At 55.7% G+C, this 17,751-nt stretch carries 17 protein-coding genes; 6 read left to right on the forward strand and 11 right to left on the reverse strand.

Annotated features, from left to right (window positions below):
• Positions 1–43: 43 nt before the first annotated feature.
• Complete coding sequence (locus E3E51_RS10500; protein WP_167913060.1) at positions 44–1,771, reverse strand: glycoside hydrolase; 1,728 nt, start codon at positions 1,769–1,771, stop codon at positions 44–46.
• A gap of 124 nt (positions 1,772–1,895) precedes the next feature.
• Here E3E51_RS10500 and E3E51_RS10505 point away from each other — a divergent pair, with 124 nt between their 5' ends.
• Complete coding sequence (locus tag E3E51_RS10505) at positions 1,896–2,204, forward strand: hypothetical protein (RefSeq protein WP_167913061.1); 309 nt, start codon at positions 1,896–1,898, stop codon at positions 2,202–2,204.
• On the opposite strand, the gene E3E51_RS10510 is transcribed toward E3E51_RS10505, so the two are convergent.
• Genes E3E51_RS10510 through E3E51_RS10520 form a run of 3 tightly spaced genes read right to left on the reverse strand, consistent with a single transcriptional unit; the run spans position 2,142 to position 4,839 of the window.
• Positions 2,142–2,423, reverse strand: a complete 282-nt coding sequence (locus E3E51_RS10510) for a MoaD/ThiS family protein (protein ID WP_167913129.1) — start codon at positions 2,421–2,423, stop codon at positions 2,142–2,144. The two genes, E3E51_RS10505 and E3E51_RS10510, sit on opposite strands and share 63 nt — an antisense overlap.
• A gap of 12 nt (positions 2,424–2,435) precedes the next feature.
• On the reverse strand, positions 2,436–4,307 hold the full coding sequence (locus E3E51_RS10515; RefSeq protein WP_167913062.1) for an aldehyde ferredoxin oxidoreductase C-terminal domain-containing protein: 1,872 nt from the start codon (positions 4,305–4,307) through the stop codon (positions 2,436–2,438).
• Between the two features lie 4 nt (positions 4,308–4,311).
• On the reverse strand, positions 4,312–4,839 hold the full coding sequence (locus tag E3E51_RS10520; RefSeq protein ID WP_167913063.1) for a 4Fe-4S dicluster domain-containing protein: 528 nt from the start codon (positions 4,837–4,839) through the stop codon (positions 4,312–4,314).
• A 126-nt stretch (positions 4,840–4,965) separates the two neighbouring features.
• On the opposite strand from E3E51_RS10520, the gene E3E51_RS10525 reads away from it, so the two are divergent.
• Entirely contained in the window at positions 4,966–5,796 is an 831-nt protein-coding gene (locus E3E51_RS10525) for a DMT family transporter (protein ID WP_167913064.1), read from the forward strand.
• Here E3E51_RS10525 and E3E51_RS10530 read toward each other — a convergent pair.
• Positions 5,780–6,397 (reverse strand): DUF116 domain-containing protein, encoded by a 618-nt coding sequence (locus E3E51_RS10530; protein ID WP_167913065.1) that lies wholly within the window; start codon positions 6,395–6,397, stop codon positions 5,780–5,782. The genes E3E51_RS10525 and E3E51_RS10530 overlap by 17 nt on opposite strands.
• A 124-nt stretch (positions 6,398–6,521) precedes the next feature.
• Between E3E51_RS10530 and E3E51_RS10535 the strand changes: the two genes are divergently transcribed.
• On the forward strand, positions 6,522–6,887 hold the full coding sequence (locus tag E3E51_RS10535; RefSeq protein ID WP_167913130.1) for a hypothetical protein: 366 nt from the start codon (positions 6,522–6,524) through the stop codon (positions 6,885–6,887).
• A gap of 233 nt (positions 6,888–7,120) precedes the next feature.
• Entirely contained in the window at positions 7,121–10,324 is a 3,204-nt protein-coding gene (ileS, locus tag E3E51_RS10540; protein ID WP_167913066.1) for an isoleucine--tRNA ligase, read from the forward strand.
• A 93-nt stretch (positions 10,325–10,417) separates the two neighbouring features.
• Here ileS and E3E51_RS10545 read toward each other — a convergent pair whose 3' ends face one another.
• Both E3E51_RS10545 and E3E51_RS10550 read right to left on the reverse strand, forming a co-directional pair.
• Positions 10,418–10,579 carry an antitoxin VapB family protein gene (locus tag E3E51_RS10545; RefSeq protein ID WP_167913067.1) on the reverse strand — a complete coding sequence of 54 codons (162 nt, stop codon included), beginning with the start codon at positions 10,577–10,579 and terminating at the stop codon, positions 10,418–10,420.
• Between the two features lie 38 nt (positions 10,580–10,617).
• A complete protein-coding gene (locus tag E3E51_RS10550; RefSeq protein ID WP_167913068.1) occupies positions 10,618–11,394 on the reverse strand; it encodes a hypothetical protein in 777 nt (258 codons plus the stop codon).
• Positions 11,395–11,476: 82 nt separating this feature from the next.
• On the opposite strand from E3E51_RS10550, the gene E3E51_RS10555 reads away from it, so the two are divergent.
• Entirely contained in the window at positions 11,477–12,526 is a 1,050-nt protein-coding gene (locus E3E51_RS10555; RefSeq protein WP_167913069.1) for an ATP-binding protein, read from the forward strand.
• A gap of 1 nt (position 12,527) precedes the next feature.
• Here E3E51_RS10555 and E3E51_RS10560 read toward each other — a convergent pair whose 3' ends face one another.
• A complete protein-coding gene (locus tag E3E51_RS10560) occupies positions 12,528–13,613 on the reverse strand; it encodes a radical SAM protein (protein WP_167913070.1) in 1,086 nt (361 codons plus the stop codon).
• Positions 13,614–13,685: 72 nt separating this feature from the next.
• Between E3E51_RS10560 and E3E51_RS10565 the strand changes: the two genes are divergently transcribed.
• The gene (locus tag E3E51_RS10565) at positions 13,686–14,048 is read left to right on the forward strand and encodes a ribonuclease P protein component 2 (RefSeq protein ID WP_167913131.1); all 363 of its coding nucleotides are present in this window, start codon (positions 13,686–13,688) and stop codon (positions 14,046–14,048) included.
• Here E3E51_RS10565 and E3E51_RS10570 read toward each other — a convergent pair.
• The 3 genes from E3E51_RS10570 to treT are packed head-to-tail and all read right to left on the reverse strand — an operon-like array spanning position 14,045 to position 17,744.
• A complete protein-coding gene (locus E3E51_RS10570) occupies positions 14,045–15,397 on the reverse strand; it encodes a glycogen synthase (protein ID WP_167913071.1) in 1,353 nt (450 codons plus the stop codon). The two genes, E3E51_RS10565 and E3E51_RS10570, sit on opposite strands and share 4 nt — an antisense overlap.
• A 47-nt stretch (positions 15,398–15,444) precedes the next feature.
• Complete coding sequence (gene trmB, locus E3E51_RS10575) at positions 15,445–16,470, reverse strand: HTH-type sugar-sensing transcriptional regulator TrmB (RefSeq protein ID WP_167913132.1); 1,026 nt, start codon at positions 16,468–16,470, stop codon at positions 15,445–15,447.
• A gap of 29 nt (positions 16,471–16,499) precedes the next feature.
• Positions 16,500–17,744 (reverse strand): trehalose synthase, encoded by a 1,245-nt coding sequence (gene treT, locus E3E51_RS10580; protein WP_167913072.1) that lies wholly within the window; start codon positions 17,742–17,744, stop codon positions 16,500–16,502.
• Positions 17,745–17,751 lie beyond the last annotated feature (7 nt).

Below are 17,751 nucleotides of genomic sequence, written 5' to 3' on the forward strand. Positions count from 1 at the left end.
TCAGCAAAATTAAATAACCAAATGTCCAGAAGAGAAGGGCGCATCATTCCCCATGCTCGCACCACTCGCGGTTCTCCCACTCCCCATGAGTCTCCCCCGGTATATGACCGGTGTCCGCAACGGCCCATTCGAGGCTGTAGTGCCGTATCAGGTTTCTGAGCTCGCCCCGCAGGTCGCGCTTTCCAACGTATAGAGCGGCCCTCGTAACGACGTTGTAACCGCTTCCCGGAACTTCAGGCTTAATGGCCTCGTTCCATGCATCCTCGCCCGTCTCCCATCCCTCCAGGGAGGGCATAGCGGAGAGGTTCCAGAGGTGGTAGAGGTTCTCGAAGTTGAGGAGTTTGAGGTACGCCTCCACGAAGAGGCTCTGGAGTTCATCACCGTCGAAGTACTCCATCAGCTCTATCAGGGCCTTCGCCATGACCGAGGCGTTGCCGAAGGCGACGCGCGTATCGAGGTTCTCCCAGAAGCGCGGGCAGGAGTGGTTGGCGAGGAGCATCAGGTAGTAAACTCTGCCGAGCCTTAAGGCCTCCCCCTCGCCGTTGGCAGGCTCAAGCACGTAATCGAGTGAGGTTTCCATGCCGAAGTGGTCGTAGTAGTCCCTGAAGAAAATCCTCGCGTAGCGGACGAGGAACTCCTCGGAATTGGCCTCAAGCTCTTCGAGGCCCTTCAGAACCCCCAGCCTGACGGTTCTGTTGAGCTCCTCAAAGAGCCTCGTGAAGGCAACCTTCCAGATCTGGGAGATTTTCCTGCCGTTCACCTCTCTCGCGAAAACCTTTCCATCGGCCCTCCTGTATCCCAGCCAGCGGGAATCGCTCGTCTTGCCGTCCGTGCTCAGGTCGAAGTAGTCGCTCCAGGCGGAGTAGTCCTTAACCCCCATCTCGAAGGAGCACTCGCCGTCCAAGCGCTTGAACTCGCCCGAGAGCTTCCTCCTCACGAACTCCATCGCCGAGACCCTCTCGACGCCGTTCCCCTCAAGTCCGTCCATCCAGGCGGTGAAGCGGTCGAGCTGTGCCGGATTGCCGAGCAGGCTCTCAAGGTCGCTGGCGGTGAATATCAGGTAGGGAACGCCCAGGTTCTCCTTGCGGTCGTCGCGGTAGGATAGGGTAGCCGAGATCAAACCTGGGACGTCAAGGGTGTTGAAGGCGAAGGCGTCGCTTATGCCCCACTCCCTCCCGAAGACGAAGGAGTTGCCGTAGCGGTTGCATGAGTGCTTCGCCTGGGGAAAGTCGTAGAGGAGCTGCCTCTCGTCGAGAAGAAAGACCAGCTTCCTGTCCGTTTGGGACTCGATTATCTGGGCCGTTCTTCTCGTTATCACCGCCTCGGGAAGCCAGTAGCCGATTACAGGCTTATCATCAATCAGCGGGGCGTAGAAGTCGAAGGAAACCCTCGCAAGGATTCTCTCCTCGAACTCGTCGAGGTGGGGAACTATCGGGTGAAATGGTGTTGTTGGAACGGCGTCAAACCTCCGTAGAAGCTCGACGGCATCATCAAAGGCGTTTCTGCGGTAGCGGAGGAGCATCAGAAACGTGAAGGGCTCTATGTCAATGCTAACCCCCTTCATGCGCGAGAGGGTGTCGGCTATGTGCTCGTAGGAATAGAGCATCGCCCTAGTCCAGTTCTCGCCCTTAACTTCTTCACCGCGGATTCTTATCGCGACGGGGCTCCTCCTTTCCTCGTACTCTATCGGCCCCGAGCCGTCGCCGTCTTTAACGTAAACTATGTCGCCGGGCTGATAGGCGTGGAAGTGATGGGCGTACTTCATCTGCATTGTCTCACCGAGAGTGATACATCACCGGCACTTATTTGGATTTCGGAAAAATTAAAGGGCATTTTTACCCATATGTGCCCGATAGATTAATAAACCTGTGCATTGAGATTCCAACGGTGGGAAGATGGAGCGCGAATTCAGGCTGATTCTCGGCGAAGACCTTGCCAACTACCTCGAACTCATAAGGGCAAAGTTAGCGTTTGCCGAGGAGCTGTACGGGATAAAGATGAACTACGTGCCCCTGATCACGGAGGGGGAGATAGTCATACTCGACAAGAACGACGGAAAAATCAAGTGGCTGAAGAACAAAAGACCGCTCACCCTTGAGGAGTTCAAGACACTGGCGGATAAAATAAAGGAGAACCTTGAGTCAGGCTACGTCGAGATGCTCCTGGCCATGAACATGTCCTGCGTCCACGGGCCCGGGGAGTGAGCCGCCGTAGACCACCGGGAGCACCTTGATTCTGTCGCCCTCCCTGAGGGGATGACTCTCTTCTACCCTCTTCTCGTTCACCAGGATGTGGTGCTCGTCCGTCCCTATTCCCAGCTCCCTTAGGAGTTCACCCACCCTTTTCCCTTCCTCGACCTCAAGCTCCCTCTGCGAGCCGTGTTTTAGAGCGTGCTCCCCGTAGAGTATCAGCGTTACCCTCATGAAGACCACCGTTCAGAGGCCGAGGCGCTCCCTTATGCGCTTCACCTCGCGCTTTGCCTCTCCAAGCCCGAGTTCCTCCAGAACTTCCTCCTTCGGAATCCCGTGCTCGTCGTAGCCAACCTGCTCGTAGTACTGGCGAACCTTCTCGCTTATCTCCTCCTTGGTGGGGGCCCTTCCCTTGACCGGCCCGGTCGGGAGGGGTTCGTAGAACCTCGGCGGGTTGTCGTCGTCCTTCCTCGGATCCCAGTGGACGTCCGGCCCTCCGAGGAGGAGCAGAATCCTCTGGAGGTGGATTATCCTCAGGCCGGTTTCGTTGAACCACTTCTCCGGCGTCAGTTCAAAGCCCGTAACCGCGTTTCCGAACTCAAGGATTCTCTCGAAGCCGGGCCTCGTCGTGAACATGCAGATAACGGCCGAGTCGTAGAAGGCATTGACGAGTTCGCCCTCGTAGCTCCTCGCTGGAAGGGCCGCTGTTGACGTGTGGTCGCCTCCCTGAACCGAGACGGCATAGCTTATGTCCCTAGTGTAGTCGAGGTCGCTCCTTATTCCGTGGGCACCGACTCCGATGCCCTTGACGTGGACTGCATATCTCATCGCATCGACGCCCTTCATCTCGGAGATTCTTCTCGCCGCGCGGTAGGTTCCCTCGGCCAGGATTTCTCCTATGCCCTCTCTGGCAACTATCAGCTCAAGGAGCTTTGCGAAGGTCTTTTCGTCGCCCCACTCAAGCTTGAAGCCGATGTCCTCCTCCGTCAGGATTCCGCGCTGGTAAAGCTCCGCCGTAAAGCCGAGGACGTTGCCCGCGTTTATGCCGTCCAGACCTAGCTCATCGACGAGGTATGAGAGATATACGACCTTCTCGGGGTCGAATATTCCGAGGTTGGTTCCCACGTAGGCCATCAGCTCGTAGTCCGGGGCGTCGGTTATCGAACCCTTGTACTCGCCGTAGCGGAGATAGGATATCTTCATGCAGTTCACGGGACAGCCGTAGTCGGCCCAGTACTTCTTTATCCAGGCCTTGAGCTCAAAGTTTACCACGCTTATCCTCTCGTCGTCGTGGTACTCCTCCTGCCAGTTCCTGACCGGCTGGCTTGAGCGGTCCTTGCCGACGCTGTAGCCTCCAGCCCCCGTTCCCCACTGGCGGAAGGTGGTAAGGGTTAGGAGTTCCCTCTGGAACTCCCTGAGAAGGGACCTGAACTTCTCTCTGTCATGGACTTCCGGCAGGGGGCCGTTACCTTTAACGAGCACCGCCTTGAGGTTCTTGCTTCCCATCACCGCACCGAAGCCGCCGTAGCCGGCGGCGTGCATCAGCTTGCTCATTATGGCAGCAAAGCGCACCTTCCTTTCCCCGCCCCTGCCGATGTACATCATCGCCGGCTCCTTCGGGACACCCCTCAGCCTGGCCCTCTTCCTCAGCTCGTCGTGAACTTCCTTCAGCAGGGTCTTGTGAAGCTCGACACCGCCCATGCCCCAGTACTTCGAGGCGTCCCTTATCTCAACCTCGTCGTCGTTGATGAAAAGATAGACCGGCTCCTTTGCCCTTCCACGGATTATTATTCCGTCGTAGCCGCTCGCCTTAAGCTCTATTCCCACCTCGCTGCTGAGGACGCTTCCCACTACCCCGTTGCTCTCGGGGGATTTGGCCACTACCGCCGTCTTTATCCCCGGGTAGTAGCCCGTCAGCGGGCCGGTGAGGATCAGAAGGAGGTTCTCCTCGCCTAGGGGGTCGACCCTTTCCCACTTCTCTCCGAGCTCCTTCCACAGGATGTACGTGCCAAGCCCTCTGCCGCCGTAGAAGCGGAGCATTTCCTCGTCCAGCTCGACGGTTTTCACGTTTCCTGTGCTCAAATCAACGTCCAGAAGCTTTCCAGCGTAGCCGTACATGGTATCACCCCAAAAACTCCTCCCCGTACATCTTCCTCGCCAGCTCGGTGCTCTTCTCAACCGGATCCTTGGCGAAGGTTCTGTACACCGAGCGGTACTGGCCTTTCACGAGAACCAGTGCATCGTGCCCGGCTTCATGACAGACCTCGACGCACTTCGGGCTTCCTCCGCAGAGGTCGCAGATTACCACGCTGCCCTTGCCAACCGGAATTCTCGGGACGTTGCCGGGGCACGCCAGAACACACGCCCCGCACTCGGTGCACTTCTCCTCGTTCACGAGCACGGCACCGGTTTTCTCATCGACGCTCAGTGCATCGAAGTTGCACGCCTTCACGCACGGGTAGTCTGGACACTGGACGCATGTGTGGGGGACGTTGACGCCGGGCAGAAGCTCGTATATCCTTATACGCGATGCCTCTGGCCATATTATTCCCTCGTGCTCCAGGGAGCAGGCGATTTCACACAGTCTGCAGCCGCTGCACTTGTCCGGGGTTATCAGAATCCACATCCGCTCTACCGCTTCGTCACCCATTTGGAACACCTAGTATTCTACTTGGAACTCAGCATATATAACCCTTATGAAACTATGATGAAAACGCACAGATGGGGGTTTATACGAAGGGAAGGTCTTATAAACGAGAGTGTGCTACAGAACGCGATGAACCGCTCCGAGCTCGTACTCCTCGGTATCACCGCGATATGGGGGTTTACCTTTCCGGCGATGAAGGTTAGCCTCGATTACCTGCCGCCGATTCTCTTCCTAGCCTACCGTTTCGGGATAGCGTCCATCCTAATGCTCATCCTTTTCCGCTCGAAGGTTCTCCGAAGGGAGACCTTTAGGGAGGGCTTCATTCTGGGAACGACCCTCTTCTTCGGCCACGGCTTCCAGATAGTTGGGCTCAAATACACCACGGCCTCGAACTCGGCTTTCATAACTTCGCTTTACGTTGTCTTCACGCCCTTCATAGCGTATTTCATTCTCAGGGAGGGGCTCAAGCTCAGGGATGCCGCCTCGCTCGCAATAGCCCTAACCGGCCTCTACCTCATCTCGGGGGCGAGCTTGAACTTCAATTACGGGGACATGCTCACCGTCCTCTGCGCCCTCAGCTTCGCCTTCCAGATAGTCCTCGTTCAGAAGTTCGGGGAAAAGGACTACCTAAGCTTAGCCTTCTGGCAGATAACCTGGAACTTCGTCTTTTCGCTGGTTTTTGCCCTCGTCGCCGAGCCGTTCACGTTCCCCACGGACCCCCTGCCATGGACAGGGGTGCTCTACACCTCGGTCTTCGCGACGGTGATAGCGTTCACACTCCAGGTGAAGCACCAGAGGAACACGAGGGCGCACAAGGCGGCGCTGATTTACTCCGCGGAGCCGATATTCGGCCACATAGCGGCGTTCATAACGATAGGGGAAATCCTCAGCGTCAAGGGCTACCTGGGCGCGGCGCTGATAATGGCCGGAATATGGAACGAGATTAGAAACCAGGGGTAGGGCTGGACTCGATGGACGGCACCTTACTGCCCCTTCCCCGGGAATTTATGCCGAGGCCAAGGGTCGCCTCCACGCGCTTGACGTCCACGAGCGTATTGATGCATCCGGCACGGAGGAGGGGCACGGCCTGGAGGGGAATCCTGAGATGGGAGAGCTTCTCGGCGGCCTCGGCAAGCTCCGGCCAGCAGGCGATTCCAACCGCCGCCCTGATTTCTCCCTTCGGAACCTTTGACTTGAGAATTTTCTTGACCAGGCTTCCGCCGGGGGCTATGTAGAACTGCTTATAGCCCAGCCTCTCACCGACTTCGATTATTGAGCCCACCGGACAGCGTCCGCACTTCGTGCATTCAAAGCCGTACTCCCCAAACTCCGCCGGACATTCGCGGAAGTTTCTGAGGCACTGAGGAATGAATACCGCCCTCTTCTCGGGAGGAACTTTTGCAAAATCCTCGGCGTAGGCCCTGTTTTTGAGTTCTACGTATATCTGATCAGCCAGCTCCTCATCCTCTCCCATTAGGGACAGAACCGCCCTGACGGCGCTCCTCGTGCTCAGGTCTGCACCGGAAGCGAGCAGTTTTGCAATCAGGTTTTCGATGCCCATTCCAGCTCCCGCCACACTCCTTTGTACTATTTCAATCTAAGCGTGAATATAAGCCTTTGGGAAGGATTTAGAAACAAAAAGTTAATAAATTCTTGAGGACAAATAATCTCCGGAGGTGGTGGCCATGGTGCACGCGTACATCAGGGAGAGAACCAGGGAGTTCTCGAAGGAGGAAAAGGAAAGGCGCTACAAGTACCTCGGAAAGGAAGTCATAGACGTCGGTGACCCCGGACTCGACAGCGTCCCAGAGTTCTACGGCATAGCCAACGCAATATGGCGCGACTGGAAGGAGGGAGAGATAGGAACCAAAACCGCACTCGGAAGGCTGGCCCTCCTCAAGCTGCTGACGTACAAGAGCAAGAACAGGAAGATTCAGGACATCCCAGAGGAGGATCTCGATGAGGTCAGGAAGTTCATAGACTACGTGATACAGGTCATCAAGAACGAGAGCAGGAGGAAGGGCGAGCCCGAGGAAGAGAGGCAGGTTTAAATCATCCTCACCTTAAACTCAACCGGCCCTCCCCCTCACGCCCCTGGGAGAAGTGACCTGGGGTCGGTCGGGGAGGGCACACCTCACCCAAAAACCTTATAAGGGAAGTTCCCAATTTTGCCCCGATGCCCATGAGGGGGGAGTGTTTTATCCTTCGCTTCGCCCGTTCCGCGGCCTGAGTCCCCCTGTTCTAGGGTAGTCCATCCTAAAGATCATTTCTGGAGGGTTTTGACATGATAAAGGAACCGGAGTTTAGGGAGTATACCCCAGGGAAGCTTGAGGAAAAGGTCGAGCGCTTTTGGGAGGAGAACAACACCTACGAGAAGGTGAAATCCCTGCGCCAGAACGGCCCGAAGTACTACTTCCTCGACGGGCCGCCCTACGTCAGCGGTGCAATACACCTCGGAACTGCCTGGAACAAGATAATCAAGGACATGGTGATAAGGTTCAGGACGATGCAGGGCTACAACGTCCGCAGACAGCCAGGCTTCGACATGCACGGCCTTCCGATAGAGGTCAAAGTCGAGCAGGCCCTCGGCCTGAAGACCAAGAAGGACATAGAGACCGAGATAGGCGTCGACAACTTCATACGCAAGTGTAAGGAGTTCGCCCTCAACAACCTCAAAGTGATGACCGGACAGTTCAGGCAGCTCGGCGTCTGGATGGACTGGGACAACCCCTACATGACCATAAAGAACGAGTACATCGAATCAGGCTGGTTCACGCTCAAGAGGGCCCACGAGAAGGGTCTGCTTGAGAAGGACAAGAGGGTTCTGCACTGGTGTCCGCGCTGTGAGACCGCCCTGGCCGAGCACGAGGTTCGCGGCGAGTACAAGATAAGGGAGGACCCGAGCATATACGTCAAGTTCCCGGTCGAGGGGAAGGAGAACGAGTACCTCCTCATCTGGACGACTACCCCCTGGACCCTTCCGGCCAACCTTGCAGTCACCGTTCACGCGGACTACGACTACGCCAAGGTCAGGGTCGAGACCGAGAAGGGCGAGGAGTACTGGATAATAGCGAAGGCCCTCGTTGAGAGGGTTCTGGGCGAAGCCGGCGTCAAGGGCGAGATAGTTGAGGAGTTCAAGGGCGAGGAGCTTGAGGGACTCCGCTACGTCCACGTCCTCATGGACGAGTATCCCATCCAGAAGGAGTTCCGCGAGAAGTACGAGTGGGCGCACCGCGTAATCCTCGGCGAGCACGTGACCCTCGGGGAGGGTACCGGTTTGGTTCACACCGCCCCCGGCCACGGTGAGGAGGACTTCGAGATAGGCAGGCAGTACGGCCTGCCGGTTTACAGCCCGGTCGACGACGAGGGCCGCTACACCGAGGGCCGCTGGAAGGGAACCTACGTCAAGGACGCAGACCCGGAGATAATAGAGCACCTCCGCGAGAAAGGCTACCTCGTGAAGGCCGGAACGATAGAACACAAGTACCCGCACTGCTGGCGCTGTAAGACCCCGCTCATATTCCGCGCCACAGACCAGTGGTTCCTCAAGGTGAGCAAGGTCAAAGACCTCATAATCAAGGAGAACGACGAGAAGGTCACCTGGTACCCCGACTGGGTCAAGGTCAGGTACGACAACGGCGTCATGAACTCGGGTGACTGGGTCATAAGCAGGCAGCGCTACTGGGGAATACCCCTCCCGATATGGGAGAGCGGGGACGGCGAGATACACGTCGTTGGAAGCTTTAAAGAGCTTGTGGAGCTCAGCGTTGCTATAGAGGTAAACGGTGAGAGAATAGAGCTTCCGGAGGACTACGAAGAGAAGCTCAGGGTGATAGAGGAGAAGCTCGGCCCGGAGGACCTCCACAGGCCCTACGTCGATGCCTTCATCATAAAGGTCAACGGCAAGGAGATGAAGCGCGTCAAGGACGTCGTTGACGTCTGGTTCGACAGCGGAATAGCGAGCTGGGCCTCCCTCGACTACCCGAGAACGGAGGAGAACTTCAGAAAGCTCTGGCCGGCCGACTTCGTAGTCGAAGGTGAGGATCAGGTTACCAAGTGGTTCTACTCCCAGCAGGCTGCCTCGGTTATAGCCTTCGACACAGTCCCCTACAGGCACGTGGCGATGCACGGCTATGTCTTGGACGAGAAGGGCGACAAGATGAGCAAGAGCCTCGGCAACATAATAAGGCCGGAGGAGGTCGTCCAGAAGGAGGGAAGGGATCCCTTCAGGTTCTACATGCTCTGGGCCACCAACCCGTGGGAGAACCTGCGCTTCAGCTGGAAGGGCCTTGAACAGGTCAAGAGGATGCTCAACATACTCTGGAACGTCTACGTTCTCAGCGCCACCTACATGAGCCTCGACAACTTCGACCCGACGAAGCTCAAGCCCGAGGAACTGCCGTTCCGCGAGGAGGACAGATGGATACTCAGCAGGGTCAACGGGCTGATAGGCGATGTCACCGAGGGTATAGAGACCTTCAGGCTCACGAGGGCCACCAGGGCGATATACCACTTCGTCGTTGAGGACCTGAGCCGCTGGTACGTGAGGCTCATCAGGAAGCGCATGTGGGTCGAGGGCGACGACCCGGACAAGCTGGCAGCCTACTACACCGTCTGGAAGGTCTTCGACGTCCTGCTGAGGCTCATGGCTCCCTTCACGCCATACATAGCGGAGGAGATATACCAGAACATGCTCAGGCCGTTCGTCGGTGTGGAGAGCGTCCACATGCTCGACTGGCCGGAGGTCGACGAGGAGGCAAGGGACGAGGAGCTTGAGAGGGAGATGGAATACGTCAGGAGGATAGTCGAGGCGGGCTCTTCAGCAAGGCAGAGGGCCAAGATAAAGCTCCGCTACCCGGTCAGGAGGATAATAGTGGAGACCGAGGACGAGACCGTTGCAAAAGCCGTCGAGAGGCTCAACAGAATCCTGCGCGACCAGCTCAATGCCAAGGAGATCGTCGTCGGCAAGGTCGAGCGCGAGCTCGTCATCAAGCCCAACTTCGCCAAGGTCGGGCCCGAGTTCAAGGGCGACGCCAGGCTCGTCTCCCAGTGGATAGCCGAACACGGCAGGGAGCTCTACGAGAGGGGAGAGATGGACGTCGAGCTCGAAGGAAAGACCTTCCACCTCACGAGGGAGCACCTTAGCATAGAGGAGAAGCTGCCGGACTTCTTCGTTGCCGAGGACTTCGAGGGCGGAAGGGTCTTCGTGGACAAGACCCTCACGAGGGAGCTCCTCGCGGAAGGCCTCGCCAGAGAGTTCGTCAGAAGGATACAGGAAATGAGGAAGAGGCTCGACCTCGACGTCAACGACAGGATAGTCGTCACCATAGAGACCACCGACGAGAACCGCGAGTTGCTCAGCGAGAACCTCGACTACGTGGAGAAGGAGACGAGGGCAACGGAGGTTATCTTCGGCGAGACGAAAGGCTACGTCGTTGAATGGCCCGAGGTGCAGGCGAAGATAGGGATTGAGAAGGTGGAGGGCTGAAGCCCCCATTTTTCCAAAATTTTCACCTTTAGCCCGTATTCTTTAAAGCGCTCAAAATCGCTATCGTAGGCAAAAAGTTCTAATGTGAATATCTCAATCGGAGCACGGAACCCACTCATTCATCCATTCCTCAATTTCTTTCAGCGTTTTTCTGAACCTCTCAACTTCTTCCTCAGTCATACTTCCAAACGCAATCATCAGAACATCAATGTTACCTTTCTTCTCCCACCTTGAAGAACTCTCTCCGTCCGCCATATTCAAAATAAGAATTTCCAGTTACTTAACTTTTCCCGTTACCCAAAAACAATCCTCCACGCAATCCACAGCTGAAGGACCACGATGATTGTCAGCGCCAGCGCCGTCAGCTTTCTGCTCTTCCTCGGCCCGTAGAGGCCGGTTATACCGAACAGGAAGTTTAGCCCAGAAAGCTCAAGGAGCAAGCTTACCAATTCCGTGTTCCTCCCAAAGTCCATCAGTTTCCCTATGGGGTCATCGCCAGATGGATAGCCGGAGTGGAGCGCTATGAGCCTGACCGCGATAAGGATTGCCGTGCAGACAAGGTTCTGTCTCATCAGCTCAATCAGGAAGTCCCTGTTGAGTTCTCTCCCGGTAAAGAGCTTGTAGAGGGCAAAGGGAAATGCCATAATCCAGATAACCATCGAGACTAAAAGAACAAAGAAGGCGAAGATTTCAGCAAATATAGCGACTCCGTTGAGAAGCCCCCTCAACGGATTTTCCGTCATCACAACGGCCGTGGCAACGAATCCCCAGAATATCAACGCTCTGGCCACAGTGTCAAAGACCTCCTTCGGAAGGTAGAGCCTCCCGTGGGTTTTCTCGATTATCTCGGGCAGTCTTCTGATGTCCTTCCGCGAGTAGCCGTAGCGTTCGAGGGTCTTTCCAACGAAGTGAAACGCCACGAGGAGGAATGGGGCGAGGAGAAGGAAGGCAACGAAAACGTTCACGGCGTTAAGACCTTCCTTCGTTGGGGGAACGAGAAGCCAGAGGGCGAGCCAAAACCCCACCGCCAGCAACCACGGGAAAAGATAGTCCTTGATGAAGGCCCGCATGGCGGTTAATATTCCCGGGGGTAAATAACCCTTTCGAAACCCTTATAACTTATGCCCCCGTAAGTTACTTACGGTGGCGTAAGTGCTGTTCGACCTGAAGCCAAAGAGCAGGAGAGAGGAGATATTTGACAGGGAAAAGGAGTTCAAAGAATTGGAAAAAAGCATTGAGAGATATCCGCTGACGCTTCTCCTCGGGATAAGACGCGTGGGGAAGAGTTCCATCCTCAAGGCTTATCTCAACGAGAATCCCGGAATTCTGATAGATTGCCGGGAACTCTACGCCGAAAGCGGACACATAACCCGGGACGACCTCATCCGGGAACTCCAGTCGAAAGGAAGTATCCTCCAGAGAATCGCCTCAAAGTTTAAGGTAAAACTGAACCTGAAGTTCCTCCAGATTGAACCCCGGGATGCTTCCCTCAGGGAGATATTCAGGGAGCTAAACGAACTCGGAGAAAAAACCGGGAAGTTCGTCATAGCCTTCGATGAGGCCCAGTACCTCAGGTTCTACGGCTCGCGGGGCGGAAAGGAGCTCTTGGCATTATTCGCCCACGCCTACGACAGCCTGCCCAACCTACGGATCATACTGACGGGCTCGGAGGTTGGACTTCTGCACGACTTTCTTGGCATAGACGACTACGAGAGCCCTCTCTACGGGAGGGTTGGAGGAGAGATTTATGTAAAGCCCTTCGACGGCGAGACATCAAGGGCATTTCTGCGGGCAGGATTTAAAGAGGCAGGGGTTGAGGTACCAGCGGAATATATTGACAAGGCTGTCTCCACACTCGACGGCATACCCGGCTGGCTCGTCCTCTTCGGGTCGAAATACATCGAAACTCAGGACTTTCAGAGGGCTATGGAGTCAACCCTCAGCATCGCCAAAGGCCTCCTCCTTGGCGAGCTCTCGGAGCTTGAAAGACGGAGCAGGCGGTACGTTGGAATTTTAAAGGCAATATCACTGGGCTACAACAGGTGGAGCCTGATACGGGACTACTTAGAACTCAAGAAAATGAGGACCCCCGAACCGAGACTTCATGAGCTTCTGAAGAACCTGAAGAAGATGGGCTGGATTGAGGAAGAAAATGGGGAGTACCACCTCACTGACCCGCTTGCAAAGCTCGCTCTCAGGTGAGTTAAGGCAGCGGAACCCTCTCGACCTCAAGCCTGTCGAAGGTCGGGTACTCCTCGACGATGAAGAACCTCACGTCGCCCTCTATCGCCTCCGCCAGCTCAAGAGCAACCTCCTCCGGCATCTCAATCCTGCCCTTCTCCCTGTTGATGTAGAGCCACTCGGGTGGAACCTCCGCGTCATTAACGAGGAGCTCGTAAAGCTCGTCAAGGTCGTCGTATTCGGCAATACCAAACCGGAGCGTCCCGTCCTCGGTTACCTCCATGTAGGGCCTGGCCACGTTTTTGGCCATCCTCCCCAGCCTGTTCTTGAGCTGGACTGCGTCCTTCAGCCTGGCCGTGCAGAGGTGGTAACTCAGGGAAGTGTTCTCCTCGCCCCATTCGAGGAGCTTCAGACCCAGCTCAAGGGAACCCTTTATGGCGGCGCTCTCGTCGCTTATCGGCCTGTAGCCCCTGTCGAGGATAGCCCTCAGGTTCGTCTCGCTGAACTCAAGCTCGTTCACGTTGAGGAACTTCGCGCCGAGGTTGTCGAGGAACTCAGCGTACCACCTCATCATCTCGAAGTGCCCCGGAATCGATGGAATCTCGCCGCCGACGTCCCAGTCGAAGTCGAAGGCGTTCCTAATGTTCTCGATTTCAACTTTGAAGAGCTTCGAGTTCGGGTTGAACAGATCGGGGTGGAATCGTATCTCGTCCAGACCGGCATCGTATAGCTTTTCGAGGTTCTTCTTGGTGGCCAAGGCGCCCGTCGTATACAGATGAACGTGGAAATTTTCGCCAAAGGCCTCCTTGAGGGCGCGGATATACTCAGCCGTTCTGTCGAGCCTCGCCAGAGGGTCGCCGCCGGTAACGCCGGTCCCCCTGGCTTCCATCAAAAGGGCCTCCTCGATCACGTCGTCCAGGCTTTTGACGGGCCTCTCGTTGGCGTAAATCACATCGCCCATTCTGTGCTCGCTCAGCGGGCAGTAGAAGCAGTCCCTCGGGCAGACCCCGGTTGTGAAGAGGACGAGCTTCTCACCCCTAACGCAGAGCTGGCAGCCCTTGGGGAGCTCTCTCACAGCGTACGAAAAGTAAGGCGTCTCCCAGACCATCGACTCACCTCGCTAACCCTAAACGCGGGGGAGAGCTTAAAAAGGTTGGCGGGCAAAGTTGTGCAGATGCCTATGAGGGAGAAGCCGAAGTACCTGCCGCCCACCCTGAGGGACAAGCACCGCTACATAGCCTTTCAGGTCATCGGAGAGAGGCCGTTTAAGAAGGATGAGATAAAGAGGGCCATATGGGACGCGAGCCTCTCAACGCTGGGAACCCTCGGCTCGGCGAGGGCAAAGCCCTGGTTCATCAAGTTCGACGAGAGGAGCCAGACCGGAATCGTCAGAGTCGACAGGAAGCATGTGGAGGAGCTTCGCTTCGCTCTGACGCTGGTCACCCATATAAACGGCTCAAGGGCTATTTTCAGAACCCTCGGCGTCTCTGGAACGATAAAAAGGCTGAAAAAGAAATTTTTGGCCGAGTACGGCTGGCGTTAGCGGAGGAACGGAACGGCCCTGTCAACGGCCCCCTCGTAAACCCTCATGTATCTCCTGCAGGCGTTCTCCCACGTGAAGTCGTTTCTGGCACGTCTCTTTCCGTTTTTCCTGAGCCTGCGCAGGGTCGTATCGTCCAGCTCCTTGGCGAGAACCATCGCTCTGGCCAGCGAGAAGGCATCCCTCGGGGGAACCAGCAGGCCGGTGGCGTTCTCCGGGTCTGAACTGAGGTCTATCACGGTATCCTTTATTCCCCCGACGGCACTTCCTATCGGAATCGCGCCGAGACACATGGCCTCAAGCTGCACCAGACCGAAGGGCTCGAAGTACGACGGAATTATCACGAAGTCCACCGAACCGTAGAGCTCCCTGACGGTTTCCCTGCTGAGGAGTTCGGTGACAACCCTAACGTTCTCGGGGAAGCGGTTCTGAACCGCCTTCGCCCACGCCTCCAGCTCCGGATGGCCCTTGCCGATTATGATGAACCTCATCTCCCTAAAGGCGGGATCCGCCGAGAGAATCTCTATCGCCCGGAGAAGGGTGTCGACTCCCTTCTGAGCTTTGTCAAAGCGCCCTATGAACATGAAGGCCTTGCCATCGCTCAGGCCGAAGCGCTCCAGAACGAGCTTCCTCCTCTCCTCTCTGGGAAGATCCTTCGTCTCCATGAGTTCCTCGTTCCAGAAGGAGCAGTCTATGCCGTTGAAGACGTGCGTAACCTTGCCCTCAAAGTGCTTGAAGAACCCCCACTCCTCCCACAGATAGCTCCTGCTGACGGTCGTTACGGCGTCCGCTATGTACCCGGCGGTGTGCTCGGGGTCTATGTCGGGGTATGGTGCAAGCTCCCCCAGGTTTGCTTCACCGAAGTATTGGGCCGGAATTTTCGCCTTGTTGAGCCTGTGAACCGTGAAAACGCTCCTTATCCCGAAGTACTTCTTCAAGAGCCCAAGGGCAAAGACCGTGTGCCAGTCGTGGGCGTGAATCACGTCCGGCTTGAAGGTTTCAATAAGCCCGTTCATCAGTCCAACGCTCGCTTTTCCGAAGAGGACCGTTTTCCTGAGCAGACCATCCCAGCTCGGGCCGTAAACATCGGCCTCACTGAGGAGTCCGCCGCCGAGGGAATAGACAACCACCCCGTTCTGCTCCCTCTTCCGGACGGTTATATGAACTGACTCCCCGAATGCTGAGACATCAAAGGAACCAGCGACTTCGCCGAGGTTCTTTCCGTGATCGGGGGTAAAAACGATGACCTCGTTTCCCAGTTCAGCCAGTCCTTCGGCTATGCTTGTTATGGCTTCCGCAAGTCCGCCAACCTTTACGGGCAGGTACTCAAACCCAAGGACGAGAATTCTCATCCATACACCTCCAGACGTTTTAATCGAATACAATCCCAATGCCGGAACTACAATGGCTCACCCACTGCAAACCTAACGTCGGTGCTCTCGTAATCCTCAACAACGGCAAACATTCCTCCAATCTTTACTATGCCCTCATCCGTCTCCACATGGATGTTGTTAATAGCCTCCTTGAGTGAAAACGTATACCCCACCACAAGCCCGTTAATCGTCTCATTTTTTCTCGTTTCAATGTGTCTGCCCCTGACCGTGGCCATAATATGCTTGTCTTTCAAGTATCTGCTGACAAAATCAACCGCATGGAACATGGCAAAAAACCGGAGGTCACCGGGATTGTTGATAACTTCCACCCTCAGTGACGACTCCTTGAAGATTTCTATTATGAGGCTGTACTGGGAAAATATTATCTCCGGATACGTTGACCTGAAAGCGGGAGGGTTTTTTGAGTTGAAAGCAGCGTTCTGGACCGCTATGACCTCCTTCCCGTCAACCATTCCTATGATGTGGTTAAGCTTGTAAAACTCCCTCACAAACAGGTTTCCTCTTCCCTGGAATTTTGAAAGGTCCGGAATTTTGTCGGTGTACACCGACAGGGTCACGCCCCTCTTAAACGTCCTCAGTAAGTCCTCCTCCACATGTCCAAAGAACTCGCTGGGAATGACGACGATGACCTCATTCTCAGCGGAATCAATGGCCTCCCGAAACATTTCGAGGGCCTCATCGAGGCTCCTGCTTCTCCATATTGCGGGCCTGTGATCCTCCCGCTGCACATCATTCAGTGCCTGTTCCAACTGCTCCACTATTGTTTCGAGTTCCTTCTTGAATCGGAGAAAAGCTATTCTGGGAGAGTAAGCAGCATAGACTTTAGGATTGCCCTCTATTTCGGTGACAAATCCTCTCTCCTTTAGGGAAGATACCGTATCGTAGACCCGGTTATAGGGCACCCCGCTTTTTGTGGATATTTCTCTCGCAGTGCTGGGCCCGTAGACGAGGAGTGTCCAGTACGTCATAACCTCATACTTCGTGAAGCCTATCTCGCTCAGCGCCTGCGAGAGATGGGATGGAATCTCCATTGCCACCACCTTTACAGTTGAAAATTAAACTAGGGTCTAAAAGAGTTTAGGATGTCAAGGTATCTCTCAAGATGCCTTGTTATAACGAAGTTCTCCCTGACACGCTCTTTCGCCCTCTCACCCATTCTCTCCGCGACCTCGGGGTGTTTGAGGAGGTAAAGCACCTTTTCTGCGGCCTCATCAACGTCCCTCACGAGGAAACCGGTTTCACCGTCAACTATCTGAAGCAGGATTCCCCCAACGGCCCTTCCGACCACTGGTTTCTCCTTCCACATAGCCTCTGTGACCGTCAGCCCAAAGCCCTCCCTTATGGACATCTGCAGGACAACATCGCTGGCCCTCTGGAAGGCGTTGACCTCCCTGGCATGGACCCCGTTGAGGTTTGTCAGCACTTTCACATCGTAGTCCTCGCCTATCTTTCTCAACGTCTTCTCAAAGTACACCCAGCCCTCCGGGTCGTCGTGGGCCATAACACCCACCAGAAGCAGCTGGACATCGGCGACTTTCTCCTTGACCTTCCGGTACACATCGATGATGTCAAAGATTCCCTTCCAGGGATCAAAGCGGGCAACCTGGGTGATTACTGGCCTCTCCGGATCAACGTCGAACCTTTCAAGTGTTTTAAGCACTTCGGTCTCGCTGAGCCCCATGTTCTTTTCGCTCAAGGGGTCGATTGACGGAGGCATTATCACGACTTTGCTCCCCTCAAGGTCTCCGCGCACGTAGTCCTCCATGTGGAATATGTATGTGTCATACTTCGCCACGAAGCCCCTGAGGAACTCCCAGAACTGCATGTTGGGGTCGCTTAGGTCTATGTGGCACCGCCAGATCCAGGGCTGTTTTTTCTTGTAAAAGTCTATGAGCGCCGCCGGCTGGGGGTCGTGGATGAGCACGTAGTCAAAGGCATCCAGATCAACGTCGAGGGAGTTCTTTCTGTTTGTCTCAATATAGAGGCGCTTCATCTCGTCCGTTAGCCGGAGCTCACTGTTCCCCTGAAGGGCGTTATGAAAGCCCTTGGTCACGTTGAAAAACTCATCGCTGCCTTCAATGACGAACCATCGGGCGTCCACTCCGACGTCCCTCATGAGCGGTATGAGGTTGTGGAGTATCTCCGCAACCCCCCCACCAAACGATGTCGAGTTCACGTTGGCAAAGGCCGCCCCTTCTACCAGCTCGGCCTTCTCCCGTATTCTGTTCAGGACGTCCTCACCGATTATTCCCTTGTAGTCCCGGAGCTTTTTTCCCTGTCCTCCAAATTCCGTTACTTCGAACATGCCACCA

The organism is Thermococcus sp. 21S7 (assembly GCF_012027615.1).
Classification (GTDB): Archaea; Methanobacteriota_B; Thermococci; order Thermococcales; family Thermococcaceae; genus Thermococcus.